Raw genomic sequence first — 13681 nt, 5'->3', positions numbered from 1 at the left:
CTCCAGCCATGCACTTTGACCTGATCGACCTGCGCCTCTACCTGCACACCCTCGACACCGGCAACATCACCGCCGGCGCCGGCCGCAGCCATTTATCCCTGGCCGCGGCCAGTGCGCGCATTCGTGCCATGGAAGCCTCGCTGGGCATCGAGCTGCTTGAGCGCGGCCGCCGTGGCGTCACCCCAACCCCCGCCGGCAAGGCACTGGCTCGCCACGCCCGCCTGCTGCTGCAACAGGCCGACCATCTGCAACAGGACCTGGCCGAGTACGCCAAGGGCATCAAAGGCCAGGTGCGCCTGCTGTGCAACAGCACGGCGCTGAGTGAATATCTGCCAGAACCATTGGCGGATTTTCTGCGCGAACAACCCAACCTTGAGATCGATCTGCAGGAGTGGCCCAGCCTGCGCATCACCCAGGCGTTGCGCCAGGGCACGGCAGACCTGGGGATTATTTCCGGCGCCGTCGACACCCACGGCTTGCAGACCCTGCCCTTTCGCGACGACCCGCTGGTGCTGATCCTGCCGCTGGAGCATCCGCTGGCGAATGAAACGGTAAGTTTTATCGACAGTCTGCAACACGATTACGTCGGCCTGACGGCTCATAGCGCGCTGGCGGTATACCTTGAGGAGCAGGCATTACACGCAGGCTTTCGCTTGCAGACGCGCATCCGCGCCGACAGCTTTGATGGTGTGATTCGCATGGTCGCCCGAGGGGCCGGCCTGGGCATCGTGCCCCAGGCGGCGCTGGAGCGCTGGCCGTTGCCGCGCCACTTCAAGGCCCAGCCTCTGCGAGAAGACTGGGCCTGCCGCCAGTTGTTACTGTGCGCGCGTTCGTTCGAGCAGTTGCCGGGTTACGCCAAAGCCTTGTTCGACGCCTTGGCCCTGCCCTTGCGGAAAAACCCGTAGTACACCGCGCTCAGAAACAGCAGGAACGGCACGCCGAAGACCAATGTCATCTTGAACGCCTCGGTGAAGTAGGTGGTGATCATCACCGCGCCCATCAGCACCAGGCCCAGCAGCGTGCTGTAGGGAAACAAGCGCAGTTGGAACGACAATTTCGGCCCGCCATGGCGCTTGCGATAACGGCGGAAAAACAAGTGCGTCAGAAAGATCATGAACCAGGTGAAGATCGCGCCGAACATCGAGATCGCCATCATCAGGGTGAACGAACTTTCCGGGTACACCACGTTGAGCAAGGTCGCCAGCGCGATGCCCGAGCTGGACAACAGCAACGCGTTCAGCGGGATGCCGCTCTTGCTCAGGGCGCCCATGGACTTGGGCGCAAAGCCCGCGCGGGACAGGCTGAACATCATGCGCGTGGTGATGTAGAGCTGACTGTTCATCGCCGACAACGCGGCGATCAGGATCACGAAGTTCATCACCCCGGTAGCGCCCGGGATGCCGATGGTCTGCATCACCGTGACGAACGGGCTCTGGGTCTGCCCGGCCTGGTTCCACGGCACGATGGCCAGCATCAGCGCCAGGGTCAGCAGGTAAAACACCACCAGGCGCACGATGGTCGCGCGAAAGGCTTTTTTCACCGCCTGCTCCGGGTCGGCGGCCTCACCGGCGGCCACGGCGATCATTTCCACGCTCAGGTAACTGAAGATCGACACGATCACCGCGATCCACATGCCGCTCAACCCGTGTGGGAAAAAGCCGTCGTGGGCCGTGTAGTTATGCACGCCGTATTCCGGATTGCCGGAACCGAACACCACATACACCGCCAGGATGATGAAGCCGACGATGGCACTGATCTTGATCGTGGAAAACCAGTATTCGAAGTTGCCGAAGGTCTTCACGCTGATGGCGTTGAGCACAATCAGCACACTGGAAAACGACACGATCCATACCCACTCCGGCACGTTGGCGAACCAGTACTTCATGTACATCGCCACCGCCGTGACCTCGGCGCCGACCGCCAGCACAATCGCCGCCCAATACGCATAACGCACCAGAAACCCGGCCAGCGGGCTGATGTAGTACTCGGCGTAGGCGCCAAACGACCCCGAGGTGGAATGCGCCACCGTCATCTCCGCCAGGCAGCCCATCAGCAGCAAGGTGATCAACGCGCCGATGGCATAGCTCACCAGTACACTGGGCCCGGCATAACCGATGGCATAGGCGCTGCCCATGAACAGCCCGGTGCCAATGGCGCCACCGATGGCGATCATGCTCATCTGGCCGGAGGTGAGCTGGCGCCGCAGGCCCAGTTCGCGGTGGGTGATTTCTGCAAAGCCTTGGTCTGGCGTAGTCACGTTGGTGTGCCCCTTATTATTGTGATTGCACTGTTTTTGCTGTTGTCGCAGATCCCCTCCCACATTTTGATCGGTGTTTTATTCAGGTGACGCTGTGGCGGACCTTGAACTGCGGCTGGTCCCAGGTGTTCTCATCGAGGATTTCACCGAGGATTTCCACCGCGTCCCACACTTCGGTGAAGCTCGTGTACAACGGCGTAAAACCGAACCGCATGATGCGCGGCTCACGGTAATCGCCGATCACGCCTCGGGCGATCAACGCCTGGATCACCGCGTAACCTTCAGGATGCTCAAAGCTCACATGACTGCCGCGCCGAGCGTGTTCACGCGGGGTAATCAGTTTCAAACCGTGGGCGGCGCAGCGGGCTTCAACCCGCTCGATAAACATATCCGTCAGCGCCAGAGATTTGCTGCGCAAGCTGCCCATGTCGGTCTGTTCAAAAATTTCCAGGCCGCTTTCCACCATGGCCAGCGAGGTGATCGGTTGGGTGCCGCACAGGTAGCGGGCGATGCCGGCGCTCGGTGCATAGTTGGACTCCATGGCGAACTGCCGGGTGTGCCCGAACCAGCCCGACAGCGGCTGGCGGACCACGTCCACCAGCGCCGGGTTAACCCACACGAACGCCTGGGAACCGGGCCCGCCGTTGAGGTATTTGTAGGTACAGCCAATCGCGTAATCCGCCCCGGCGGCGTGCAGGTCGATGGGCACCGCGCCGGCCGAGTGCGCCAGGTCCCAGATGCTCAGCGCGCCGCACTCGTGGCTCAGGGCGGTGAGCGCCTGCATGTCGTACATATAGCCAGACTTGTAGTTGACGTGGGTGAGCATCACCACCGCCACGTCGTCGTCGATAGCCTGGGGCAGTTCGTCCGGACTGTTCACCAGGCGCAGGGAATAGCCCTGCTGCAGCAAGTCGGCCAGGCCTTCGGCGATGTACAGGTCGGTAGGAAAGTTGCTCGCTTCGCTGACGATTATCTTGCGCGCGGGTTCGCGTTGGTGCTGCACGGTCAATGCGGCACTGAGCACTTTGAACAAGTTGATAGAGGTGGTATCGGTGATCGCCACTTCGCCTTCGCCTGCGCCGATCAGCGGTGCCAGGCGATCGCCCAGGCGCAGCGACAAATCCGCCCAGCCGGCGCTGTTCCAACTGCGAATCAAGCCATTGCCCCATTCCTCGGCAATCACCTGTTGCGCCCGCGCCAACGATGCCACGGGCCGCGCGCCGAGGGAGTTACCGTCGAGGTAGATCACGCCCACAGGCAGCGCGAACTGATCGCGCAGAGGCGCCAGCGGGTCCTGGGCATCGAGGGTTTGGCAATGGCTTCGGAAGGTCATGGCGGGTCCTGGTGTTTATCAGTGAAGATGGACCAAATAATGAACGAAGATTTACAGAATTTTCGTGCAAAGTGGTGGGTAACAGGCTAATTAAGCTGTAGGAAATTCGAATTTACCTTCAGAACACGCGGATTTATTCTAATCATGATTCTCGACGCCACCGACCTGCGCCTCCTGCATTTCCTGCAACAGGATGGCCGTATCAGCAACCAGGAACTGGCGGAAAAAGTCGCACTGTCCCCGTCCGCCTGCCTGCGCCGTTTGCGCCTGCTGGAGAGCGAGGGAATCATCAGCGGCTACCGCGCGGTATTGAACGCCGAGCAACTGGGCATCGAGCTGGAGGCCATCGTGCACCTGTCGTTGCGCCAGGATGTCGAGGATTGGCATGAGACGTTCATCAAGAAGGTCCAGGGCTGGCCGGAGGTGGCCAGCGCCTACGTGATCACCGGTGCCAGCAACTATGTGCTGCGGGTGCAGGCGAGGAACCTCAAGCACTTTTCGGACTTTATCGTGAACCACCTGAACCGCACGGCGGGGGTGATGGATATACGGTCGGAGATTGTGTTGCAGAAGATCAAGGATCGGGATGAGGTGCTGGATCTGGTCGTTCGCAAATAGCGACTACAACAAAGATCAAATGTGGGAGGGGGCATGCCCCTCCCACATTTTGACTGCGTTGATCAGTCCTCCAGGGCACGCACTCGCTGCATGCGTTTCTGTTCCAGCGGAGCGTCAGCCACCTGCAACTCAAAGTCAAAATCTATCTGCGCAAAGCGCCCTTGCACCCCAAATTCCCGCGCCAGCTGTTGATCGTCACTGAAGCGGATTTCGGCGATCAATTCGTCACGTGTCGCGTACGCAAAATCATCATGCAGGTACGGGTCGTCGGACAGGTTGATCTGGGTGGTCAGGTGACGATATCCCGGTGCCGAGATGAAGAAGTGGATATGCGCCGGCCGTTGCCCATGGCGCCCCAGTTGATCGAGCAACTGTTGGGTCGGACCGGTCGGCGGGCAGCCGTAGCCCGACGGCACGATGCTGCGAAACCGGTAGTTGCCCTGGGCATCGGTCTCGATGCGGCGGCGCAGATTGAACTCCGATTGGCTGCTGTCAAACCAGGAATACGTACCGCCGGTGTTGGCCTGCCACACATCCACAATCGCCCCGGCCAGCGGTTTACCATCGGTGTCGCGCACCTGGCCGCGCATGAACAGCGGCACCGCTGCATCCGTCCCGTCATCCAGGCGCGCTTCGTAGTGGGAGAGCGGCGCACCGGCCACATACAACGGGCCTTCGATGGTGCGCGGAGTACCGCCGGATTTACCGGCTTCTTCGTCGGCGGCATCCATCAACATGTCCAGGTAGTGCTCCAGACCCAGCCCGGCGGCCAGCAGCCCGGCCTCCTGGTTCTTGCCCAGTTCGTTGAGGTAGTTGACCGCCTTCCAGAACTCTTCCGGGGTCACGTCCAAGTCTTCGATGATGTTCACGGTGTCGCGCAGAATGCGGTAGACCAGCGCTTTGGTGCGCGGGTTACCGCCGTCATTCAGGTTGCCGCTGGCTTCTTCGAGAAACTGTTGGGCGTGGGCAGTCTGGGACAGTCGGATGGACATGGTGCACTCCTCATCTTGTAATTATCAGGTGTAGGACAGGCTTAACGGTCGTCCTCATGGATCGACGAAGGGTGCCGGCACAGGGCGTTCACTTCGATGGCCATGTAGGGGTAGAGCGGCAGTTGCATCAGCAGGTCGTGCAGCTCTTGCACGCTGTCGACATCGAACACGCTGTAGTTGGCGTAGAGCCCGGCGATACGCCACAGGTGGCGCCATTTGCCCGCTTGTTGCAACTGCTGCGCAAGGGCTTTTTCGTCGGCCTTGAGGCGGGCGGCGCGCTCGGGGTTCATGTCGACGGGCAGGTTCACGGTCATTTTTACGTGGAACAACATGGCGGGCGCCTCTTAGTGTTTATCACGACGGAAGAACGCCAGGCGCTCTTCATCGATGGCCAGGCCCAGGCCTGGCGCGGTGGAGACATGCAGCTGGAAGTCGCGATACACCAGCGGCTCGCTGAGGATGTCTTCGGTGAGCAGCAGCGGGCCGAACAGCTCGGTGTCCCAGGCCAGTTTGTTCAGGGTCAGGAAGGCGTGAGCCGAGGCCAGGGTGCCGATGCCGCCTTCGAGCATGGTGCCACCGTACAAACCGATACCGGCCGCCTCGGCAATCGCCGCCGTGCGCAACACCGCACGCGGGCCACCGTTCTTGGCGATCTTGAGCGCAAACACCGACGCAGCACCTTCACGGGCCAGGTTGAAGGCATCTTCGACACACTCGATGGATTCATCGGCCATGATCGGCACCGGGCTCGACAGGTTCAGCCGCGCCATGCCGCCACGGTTGTTACGCGAGATCGGCTGCTCGATCAGGTCGATACCGTTATCGCCCAAGACCTTGCAGGCCCGCAGCGCCACGGCTTCGTCCCAGGCCTGGTTGACGTCGACGCGCACACTGGCACGCTCACCCAGGGCCTTTTTGATCGCAATCACGTGGGCCAGGTCGCGGCTCACTTCACCGGCACCGATCTTCAACTTGAAGATGCGATGGCGGCGCAGGTCGAGCATCTTCTCGGCTTCGGCGATGTCTTGCTCGGTGTTGCCGCTGGCCAGGGTCCAGGCCACCGGCAAGGCGTCACGCACACGGCCGCCGAGCAGTTCGCTCACGGGAAGATTCAGGCGTTTGCCCAACGCATCGAGCAAGGCGCTTTCCACGCCGGACTTGGCAAAGGTATTGCCGCGGATACTGCGCTCCAGGCGCAGCATGGCGGCGTTGATATTGCTGGCGTCCTGGCCGATCAACAGCGGCGCGAAGTGGCGGTCGATGTTGATCTTGATGCTGTCGGGGCTTTCGTTGCCGTAGCTCAGACCGCCAATGGTGGTGGACTCGCCGATGCCTTCGATACCGTCGGCGCAGCGCACGCGGATGATCACCAGGGTCTGGTTTTGCAGGGTATGCATCGCCAGCTTGTGCGGGCGGATGGTGGGGAGGTCGACGATAATCGTCTCGATCGACTCGATGGCGCAAATCGGCATGGCAATACCCGCTGGGTTCTTTATAGGTCTTGGCTGATTCTGTGCTGCATCTTTGCGGGCTTCCAATATAGAATTAGTCTTGAGCAATACCCTAAAGGTATAGAAGGAGCCGTCATGGAACTGCGTCACCTGCGCTACTTCCAAGTGCTGGGCGAAACCCTCAACTTCACCCGCGCCGCCGAACGCCTGCACATCGCCCAGCCGCCACTGAGCCGGCAGATCCAGCAATTGGAAGAGGAACTGGGGGTGATCCTGCTGGAGCGCGGCAGGCCGTTGCGGCTGACCGAGGCCGGACGGTTTTTCTACGAACACGCCAATGTGTTGCTCGAACAGTTGAACAAGGTCTGCGACAGCACGCGACGCATCGGCCAAGGTGAAAAAACCTGGCTGGGCATCGGTTTTGCGCCGTCGACCCTGTATGGCGTGTTGCCGGAGCTGATTCGACGGCTGCGTACCCATGAGGCGCTGGAGCTGGAATTGGGGCTGTCGGAGATGACCACGCTGCAGCAGGTCGAAGCGCTCAAGGCCGGGCGTATCGATGTGGGTTTCGGACGAATTCGCATCGACGACCCGGCCATCGTCCAGCGCGTGCTGGTGGAGGATCGTCTGGTGGCGGTGCTGCCAGCCGGTCATCCGTTGCTCGCCGCGCCCGCCACCCTCGCCCAATTGGCCGCCGAGCCGTTTGTGCTGTACCCCGGCAACCCGCGCCCCAGTTATGCCGACCATGTGATCGCACTGTTCGATGCCCACGGTTTGAGCCTCAAGGTCGCGCAATGGACCAACGAACTGCAGACCGCGATCGGCCTGGTCGGTGCAGGCATGGGCGTGACGCTGGTACCGGCGTCGGTGCAGGTGCTGCATCGGGCGGATATCGGCTACACGCCGGTGGTGGAGGCCACGGCGACTTCGCCGATTATTTTGAGTCGACGGGTGAATGATCAGTCGCCGGGATTGAGGCATTGTTTGCAGTTGGTTGAAGAACTGATCTAAGGTCGTCCAAACACCACAAATACCCTGCGGGATGGGGCTTGCTCCCGATAGCAGTGTGTCAGTCGATGCATAAGTTGGCTGTTCCACCGCTATCGGGAGCAAGTCGAATCGTCGCACCGCCTCTCCCACCTTTTGATCTTCATTGCTTTCAAAGACTGCGCAGGCGCTTGCGCTGCAAAGTCTGGCTGGGGGATTCATCGAACAGCTTTCTGTACTCCGCCGAAAACCGCCCCAGGTGCGTAAACCCCCAGCCCAGGGCGATCTCGGAGATGGTACTCGTGGAACCCTGTTCGAGAATGTCCTGGCGCACACCACCCAGTCGGTATTTCTTCAAATAGGCCATTGGCGACAGCGCGAAGTACTTGCGGAACGCATCGAACAACTTGAAACGCGACACGCCCGCAGCCGCTTCCAGGTCTTCCAGGTGCACCGCCTCGCGTGCATTGTCGTGAATGTACTGGCGCGCACGAATCAAATAGTGCGGCAGTTTCACCCCGAGTACATCGCGCAGTTCTTCAGAATAATTGTTCGGCTGGGCCAGGATCAGCCCCTTGATCAGCGAGCTTTCCAGGTCGCGGGTGAACGCGGCCTGCTCATATAATTCGCTGCTGCGTTCCAGCTCGGCGATAAAGTAGCGCGCCATGCGCCACCACGAGGCCGGCGCGCCGTCCACCGCATCCATCACCGGTTCAAAGCGCAGCGGCGCATCGATTGGCCGTTGCAGCAGACCTTCCAGGGACTCACTCATCGCCGCCCGCGTGATCACCACTTGCAGCTTGCGACAGTCCCCGGAAATCGCCAGCACCTGGTGTTCATGGGGCGAAATGATCACACCCTGGTCACGGTTGGAACTCAGGCGCTCTCCGTTCTTGCACAGCTCCTGCTCGCCCACCAGCGGCAGGCTCAGGCTGTAGCTGCTGAAGTGCTCGGCGTCTTCGATGTCGATGGTCACGTCGGTGCCGTATTCGATCACCCCCAACGTGGTGGCGCGGGACTTGAACACGTTGGCGCTGTGATGAAAGCGCAGGCGTTCCGGCGTGCTCGTCGCCAGGCGATGCGGCCCGCAGATGCCGGACATCCAGCTGCGGGCGCCTTCAAGGTCGAAGCGTTGAATACGGATATCGCGTGTCTGGCTACTCATCAGGGTGCACCCACGGCGGTTAGGCGTTTGCGCGCTCTGGCGGCGCGTCTATCGGTGTTGGACAGCAAGTTCCACGCCACGCCGGCGCTATTGCAACCGGGTGGATAGCAACGGTCGACTATGTGGATAAAACCCAGACGTTTCCCACAATCATCCCGCAGGAGGGTAGCGCATGGCGTCACCGCGCTGCACCGTTGTGAGTATTTGCTGCCCAACTTTGCGGCCCATCTTCCCCCATTAAGCGGATAGCCCGCGCCCCGCCCGGCTGCCTTTAATGAACCACCGATCAGCCCCATCAAAAAAAGGTGCCTCCCATGAGTGGTGCAAGAAGCGTCGAGCAGTGGAAAAGCTTTATCGAAAGTTGCCTGGATTTTCGCCCGGCCGATGAAGTGTTCCGCATCGCCCGCGACATGTTCACCGAGCCGCAACTGTTCGACCTGGAGATGGAACTGATCTTCGAGAAGAACTGGATCTACGCCTGCCACGAAAGTGAGCTGGCCAATAACCACGACTTCGTGACGATGCGCGCAGGCCGCCAGCCGATGATCATCACCCGCGACGGCGAGGGCCGCCTTAACGCGTTGATCAACGCCTGCCAGCATCGCGGCACCACCCTCACCCGCGTTGGCAAGGGCAACCAGTCCACGTTCACGTGTCCCTTCCACGCCTGGTGCTACAAAAGCGATGGCCGGCTGGTGAAGGTCAAGGCGCCGGGGGAATACCCGGAAGGCTTCGACAAAGCCACGCGCGGCCTGAAAAAGGCGCGCATCGAAAGCTACAAGGGCTTTGTGTTTATCAGCCTGGACGTGAACGGCACCGACAGCCTGGAAGACTTCCTCGGCGATGCCAAAGTGTTCTTCGACATGATGGTCGCGCAGTCCGCCACCGGTGAACTGGAAGTGCTGCCGGGCAAGTCCGCCTACACCTACGACGGCAACTGGAAGCTGCAGAATGAAAACGGCCTGGACGGTTATCACGTCAGCACGGTGCACTACAACTACGTGGCCACGGTGCAGCATCGCCAACAGGTGAATACCGAAAACGGCACGGGCTCAAGCAGCACGTTGGACTACAGCAAACTCGGCGCGGGCGATGCGGATACCGACGACGGCTGGTTCGCCTTCAACAATGGCCACAGCCTGCTGTTCAGCGACATGCCCAACCCCAGCGTGCGCTCCGGCTACGCCACCATCATGCCGCGCCTGGTGGAAGAGCACGGCCAGCCAAAAGCCGAATGGATGATGCACCGCCTGCGCAACCTGAACATCTACCCGAGCCTGTTCTTCCTCGACCAGATCAGCTCGCAACTGCGCATTATCCGCCCGGTGGCGTGGAACAAGACCGAGATCATCAGCCAGTGCCTGGGGGTGAAGAACGAGTCCGACGCCGACCGCGAAAACCGCATTCGCCAGTTCGAGGATTTCTTTAACGTGTCGGGCATGGGCACGCCGGATGATCTGGTGGAGTTCCGTGAAGCCCAGCGCGGTTTCCAGGGCCGCCTGGAGCGCTGGAGCGACATCTCCCGCGGCAGCCATCGCTGGGAGACCGGGCCGACGCCGAACAGCGAAGCCATCGGCATTCAACCGGCCATGACCGGCACCGAATTCACCCACGAAGGGTTGTATGTGAACCAGCACCGCAACTGGCAGCAGTTCCTGCTCAAGGGCCTGGACCGACAAGCACTGACACTGCGGGAGGTGGAATGATGAATGCCGAGTTGCAGTACCGGATCGAGCAGTTTTTCTACCGTAAATCCGAGCTGTGCGACGCCCAGGACTGGGACACCTATGTGCAGTTGTTCGACCCGCTGAGCGAATTCCACCTGCCGCAATGGGACTCGGAACACGTGTACACCCGCGACCCCAAGCGCGAAATGTCGTTGATCTACTACGCCAACCGTTCTGGCCTGGAAGACCGCGTATTCCGTTTACGCACCGGCAAGGCCGCGTCGGCCACGCCGATGCCGCGCACGCTGCACCTGATCAATAACGTGCGCATTGCCGAGCAGGCGGATGGCACGCTGGAAGTGAAGCTGAACTGGCACACGTTGTTCTATCGGCTGGCGACTTCGGAGCAGTTTTATGGGCACGCGACTTACACCCTGAAGCCCGACGGCGGCAGCTGGCTGATCACGCGCAAACATGCGCTGCTGCTGAACGACACCATCAACTCGGTGCTGGATTTCTATCACCTCTAACCGCAGCTGTTGCGCTTTTGTAGTGAGCGGGCTTGCCCCGCGCTGGGCTGCGTAGCGGCCCCTAAAATGGGAGCGCTGCGCACTCCAGCGCGGGGCAAGCCCGCTCACTACAGGGGTTTTGTGTTGCCCATCAGACTGTACGGAGTTCAACCAATGAATCACAAAGTGGCCTTCAGTTTTGCCGACGGCAAGACTCTGTTTTTTCCGGTGGGTGCCAATGAAATCCTGCTCGATGCCGCCCTGCGCAACGGCATCAAGATCCCCCTGGACTGCCGCGAAGGTGTGTGCGGCACCTGTCAGGGCCGCTGCGAGTCGGGCGATTACAGCCAGGATTATGTGGACGACGAAGCGCTCTCAAGCCTCGACCTGCAACAGCGCAAGATGCTCAGTTGCCAGACGCGGGTGAAGTCCGACGCCACGTTCTACTTCGACTTCGATTCGAGCCTGTGCAATGCGCCAGGGCCGGTGCAAGTGTGCGGCACGGTCAGCGCAGTGCAGGTGGTGTCGGCCAGTACCGCGATCCTGCAGGTGCGTTTGGACGCACTGCTGGATTTTCTGCCGGGCCAATATGCGCGGCTGGCGGTGCCGGGCACCTCCAGTTGGCGCTCATACTCCTTCGCCAATCAGCCGGGCAATCAATTGCAATTCCTGATCCGCCTGTTGCCGGACGGGGTGATGAGCAACTATATGCGTGAACGCTGCCAGGTCGGCGATGCGCTGCTGATGGAGGCGCCGCTGGGCGCGTTCTACCTGCGCCACGTCGCTCGGCCGTTGGTGCTGGTGGCGGGCGGCACCGGCCTGTCGGCATTGCTGGCCATGCTCGACGAACTGGTCGCCACGGGCTGCGAGCAACCTGTGCACCTGTATTACGGCGTGCGCGGTGCCGAGGACTTATGCGAGGCGGCGCGCATCGCCGCCTATGCCGCAAAAATTCCGGGGTTTCGCTACACCGAGGTGCTCAGCGACGCCTCACCGGAGTGGGCCGGCAAGCGCGGTTACCTCACCGAACATTTCGACCTGGCCGAATTACGGGACAGATCGGCGGATATGTACGTGTGCGGCCCGCCGCCGATGGTCGAGTCGATCCAACAATGGCTGGCGGATCAGGCACTTGATGGCGTTCAGCTGTATTACGAAAAGTTTACCCAGAGTAATATCTGACCCCTCAGCACTTCTGAGGGGCTGGTGCGGCGTGCAATCAACCCCAAGAAAAACAAGTAAAAGGGAACCTTATGGCGGATGACATGGTTAACCCGGTGGGCCTCAAGCGTGGCCTGAAGAACCGGCATATTCAGCTGATCGCCTTGGGAGGGGCGATCGGTACGGGGTTGTTCCTCGGCTCGGCCGGGGTACTCAAGTCGGCGGGGCCGTCGATGATCCTCGGTTACGCGATTGCCGGTTTCATTGCGTTCCTGATCATGCGCCAGCTTGGCGAGATGATCGTCGAAGAGCCGGTGGCCGGGTCCTTCAGCCACTTCGCGCACAAATACTGGGGCGGTTACGCAGGCTTTCTGGCCGGTTGGAACTACTGGGTTCTGTACGTGCTGGTGGGCATGGCCGAACTGACGGCCGTGGGCAAGTACATCCAGTTCTGGTGGCCCGAGATCCCAACCTGGGTCAGCGCGCTGGTGTTCTTCGTCGCGGTGAACCTGATCAACACGCTGAACGTGAAGTTCTTCGGTGAAGCCGAGTTCTGGTTCGCGATCATCAAGGTGGTAGCGATTGTCGGCATGATCGTGCTCGGTTGCTACCTGCTGTTCAGCGGTACAGGCGGCCCGCAGGCGTCTATCAGCAACCTGTGGAGCCACGGCGGGTTCTTCCCCAATGGCGGCATGGGGCTGTTGATGTCCATGGCGTTCATCATGTTCTCGTTCGGTGGCCTGGAGCTGGTGGGCATCACCGCCGCCGAAGCCAGCGAACCGCGCAAGGTGATCCCCAAGGCGATCAACCAGGTGGTCTACCGCATCCTGATCTTCTACGTCGGCGCCCTGACCGTGCTGCTGTCGCTGTATCCCTGGGACCAACTGCTGCAAACCCTCGGCGCCTCGGGCGATGCCTACAGCGGCAGCCCGTTTGTGCAGATCTTCTCGCTGATCGGTAACGACACCGCTGCACACATCCTCAACTTCGTGGTGCTGACCGCGGCGCTGTCGGTGTACAACAGCGGTGTGTACTGCAACAGCCGCATGCTGTTCGGCCTGGCCGAGCAAGGCGATGCGCCCAAGGCGCTGATGAAACTCAACAAGCAAGGCGTGCCGCTGCGGGCGCTGGCGATTTCGGCATTGGTGACGATGCTGTGCGTGGTGGTCAACTACGTCGCGCCGCAAAGTGCCCTGGAGTTGTTGTTTGCGCTGGTGGTTGCCTCGCTGATGATCAACTGGGCGCTGATCAGCATCACCCACATCAAGTTCCGCAAGGCCATGGGCGAGCAAGGCGTGACGCCGTCGTTCAAGACCTTCTGGTTCCCGTTCAGCAACTACCTGTGCCTGGCGTTCATGCTGATGATCATCAGCGTGATGCTGGCGATTCCGGGGATTCGCGAGTCGGTGTATGCGATGCCGATTTGGGTGGGGGTTATCTATGTGGCCTACCGGTTGCGGAGCCGAAACGCGAAAGTTGCGGTCGCGCAATAACCCACATGTAATTGCAGTGCAAATGAAAAGCCCCGGTGATCCGGGGCT

13 protein-coding genes are annotated in these 13681 nt (G+C 60.9%); 7 read left to right on the top strand and 6 right to left on the bottom strand.

Annotation, left to right across the window (positions count from 1 at the left end; genetic code table 11):
- Nucleotides 1–8: 8 nt before the first annotated feature.
- Nucleotides 9–905, top strand: coding sequence for a LysR family transcriptional regulator (locus tag V6M90_RS25045; RefSeq protein ID WP_332847292.1), 897 nt, complete (start codon nucleotides 9–11; stop codon nucleotides 903–905).
- On the opposite strand, the gene V6M90_RS25040 is transcribed toward V6M90_RS25045, so the two are convergent.
- Entirely contained in the window at nucleotides 851–2257 is a 1407-nt protein-coding gene (locus V6M90_RS25040; protein ID WP_003176068.1) for an amino acid permease, read from the bottom strand. The genes V6M90_RS25045 and V6M90_RS25040 overlap by 55 nt on opposite strands.
- Nucleotides 2258–2339: 82 nt before the next feature.
- Nucleotides 2340–3590 (bottom strand): kynureninase, encoded by a 1251-nt coding sequence (gene kynU / locus V6M90_RS25035; RefSeq protein WP_003176070.1) that lies wholly within the window; start codon nucleotides 3588–3590, stop codon nucleotides 2340–2342.
- Nucleotides 3591–3734: 144 nt separating this feature from the next.
- Here kynU and V6M90_RS25030 point away from each other — a divergent pair, with 144 nt between their 5' ends.
- Nucleotides 3735–4208, top strand: coding sequence for an Lrp/AsnC family transcriptional regulator (locus tag V6M90_RS25030; protein ID WP_003176072.1), 474 nt, complete (start codon nucleotides 3735–3737; stop codon nucleotides 4206–4208).
- Nucleotides 4209–4270: 62 nt separating this feature from the next.
- On the opposite strand, the gene catA is transcribed toward V6M90_RS25030, so the two are convergent.
- The 3 genes from catA to V6M90_RS25015 are packed head-to-tail and all read right to left on the bottom strand — an operon-like array spanning nucleotide 4271 to nucleotide 6672.
- Nucleotides 4271–5200, bottom strand: a complete 930-nt coding sequence (gene catA / locus V6M90_RS25025) for a catechol 1,2-dioxygenase (protein WP_003176073.1) — start codon at nucleotides 5198–5200, stop codon at nucleotides 4271–4273.
- A gap of 41 nt (nucleotides 5201–5241) precedes the next feature.
- Nucleotides 5242–5532: a muconolactone Delta-isomerase gene (gene catC / locus V6M90_RS25020; RefSeq protein ID WP_003176074.1), complete on the bottom strand. Its 291-nt coding sequence runs from the start codon at nucleotides 5530–5532 to the stop codon at nucleotides 5242–5244.
- A gap of 12 nt (nucleotides 5533–5544) precedes the next feature.
- Entirely contained in the window at nucleotides 5545–6672 is a 1128-nt protein-coding gene (locus V6M90_RS25015; protein ID WP_078826032.1) for a muconate cycloisomerase family protein, read from the bottom strand.
- A 114-nt stretch (nucleotides 6673–6786) separates the two neighbouring features.
- Between V6M90_RS25015 and V6M90_RS25010 the strand changes: the two genes are divergently transcribed.
- The gene (locus V6M90_RS25010) at nucleotides 6787–7662 is read left to right on the top strand and encodes a LysR family transcriptional regulator (protein ID WP_003176076.1); all 876 of its coding nucleotides are present in this window, start codon (nucleotides 6787–6789) and stop codon (nucleotides 7660–7662) included.
- 148 nt (nucleotides 7663–7810) lie between these two features.
- Here the strand turns inward: V6M90_RS25010 and V6M90_RS25005 are convergent, their stop codons facing one another.
- The gene (locus V6M90_RS25005; RefSeq protein ID WP_003176077.1) at nucleotides 7811–8803 is read right to left on the bottom strand and encodes an AraC family transcriptional regulator; all 993 of its coding nucleotides are present in this window, start codon (nucleotides 8801–8803) and stop codon (nucleotides 7811–7813) included.
- 314 nt (nucleotides 8804–9117) lie between these two features.
- Here V6M90_RS25005 and antA point away from each other — a divergent pair, with 314 nt between their 5' ends.
- The 4 genes from antA (at nucleotide 9118) to V6M90_RS24985 (ending at nucleotide 13633) form a co-directional block, all read left to right on the top strand.
- Nucleotides 9118–10509 (top strand): anthranilate 1,2-dioxygenase large subunit, encoded by a 1392-nt coding sequence (gene antA / locus V6M90_RS25000; protein WP_332847291.1) that lies wholly within the window; start codon nucleotides 9118–9120, stop codon nucleotides 10507–10509.
- Nucleotides 10509–11000 carry an anthranilate 1,2-dioxygenase small subunit gene (antB, locus tag V6M90_RS24995; RefSeq protein WP_332847305.1) on the top strand — a complete coding sequence of 164 codons (492 nt, stop codon included), beginning with the start codon at nucleotides 10509–10511 and terminating at the stop codon, nucleotides 10998–11000. The genes antA and antB overlap by 1 nt, the downstream gene beginning before the upstream one ends.
- A gap of 153 nt (nucleotides 11001–11153) precedes the next feature.
- Nucleotides 11154–12161, top strand: coding sequence for an anthranilate 1,2-dioxygenase electron transfer component AntC (gene antC, locus V6M90_RS24990; RefSeq protein WP_332847290.1), 1008 nt, complete (start codon nucleotides 11154–11156; stop codon nucleotides 12159–12161).
- Between the two features lie 71 nt (nucleotides 12162–12232).
- On the top strand, nucleotides 12233–13633 hold the full coding sequence (locus V6M90_RS24985; RefSeq protein ID WP_141064780.1) for an amino acid permease: 1401 nt from the start codon (nucleotides 12233–12235) through the stop codon (nucleotides 13631–13633).
- Nucleotides 13634–13681: the final 48 nt, after the last annotated feature.

It is taken from the genome of Pseudomonas lactucae, assembly GCF_036688725.1.
In the GTDB taxonomy this organism is placed as follows: Bacteria; Pseudomonadota; Gammaproteobacteria; order Pseudomonadales; family Pseudomonadaceae; genus Aquipseudomonas; species Aquipseudomonas lactucae.
Note: the sequence above shows the minus strand (reverse complement) of the source record. Positions and strands in the feature narration are given on the sequence as shown.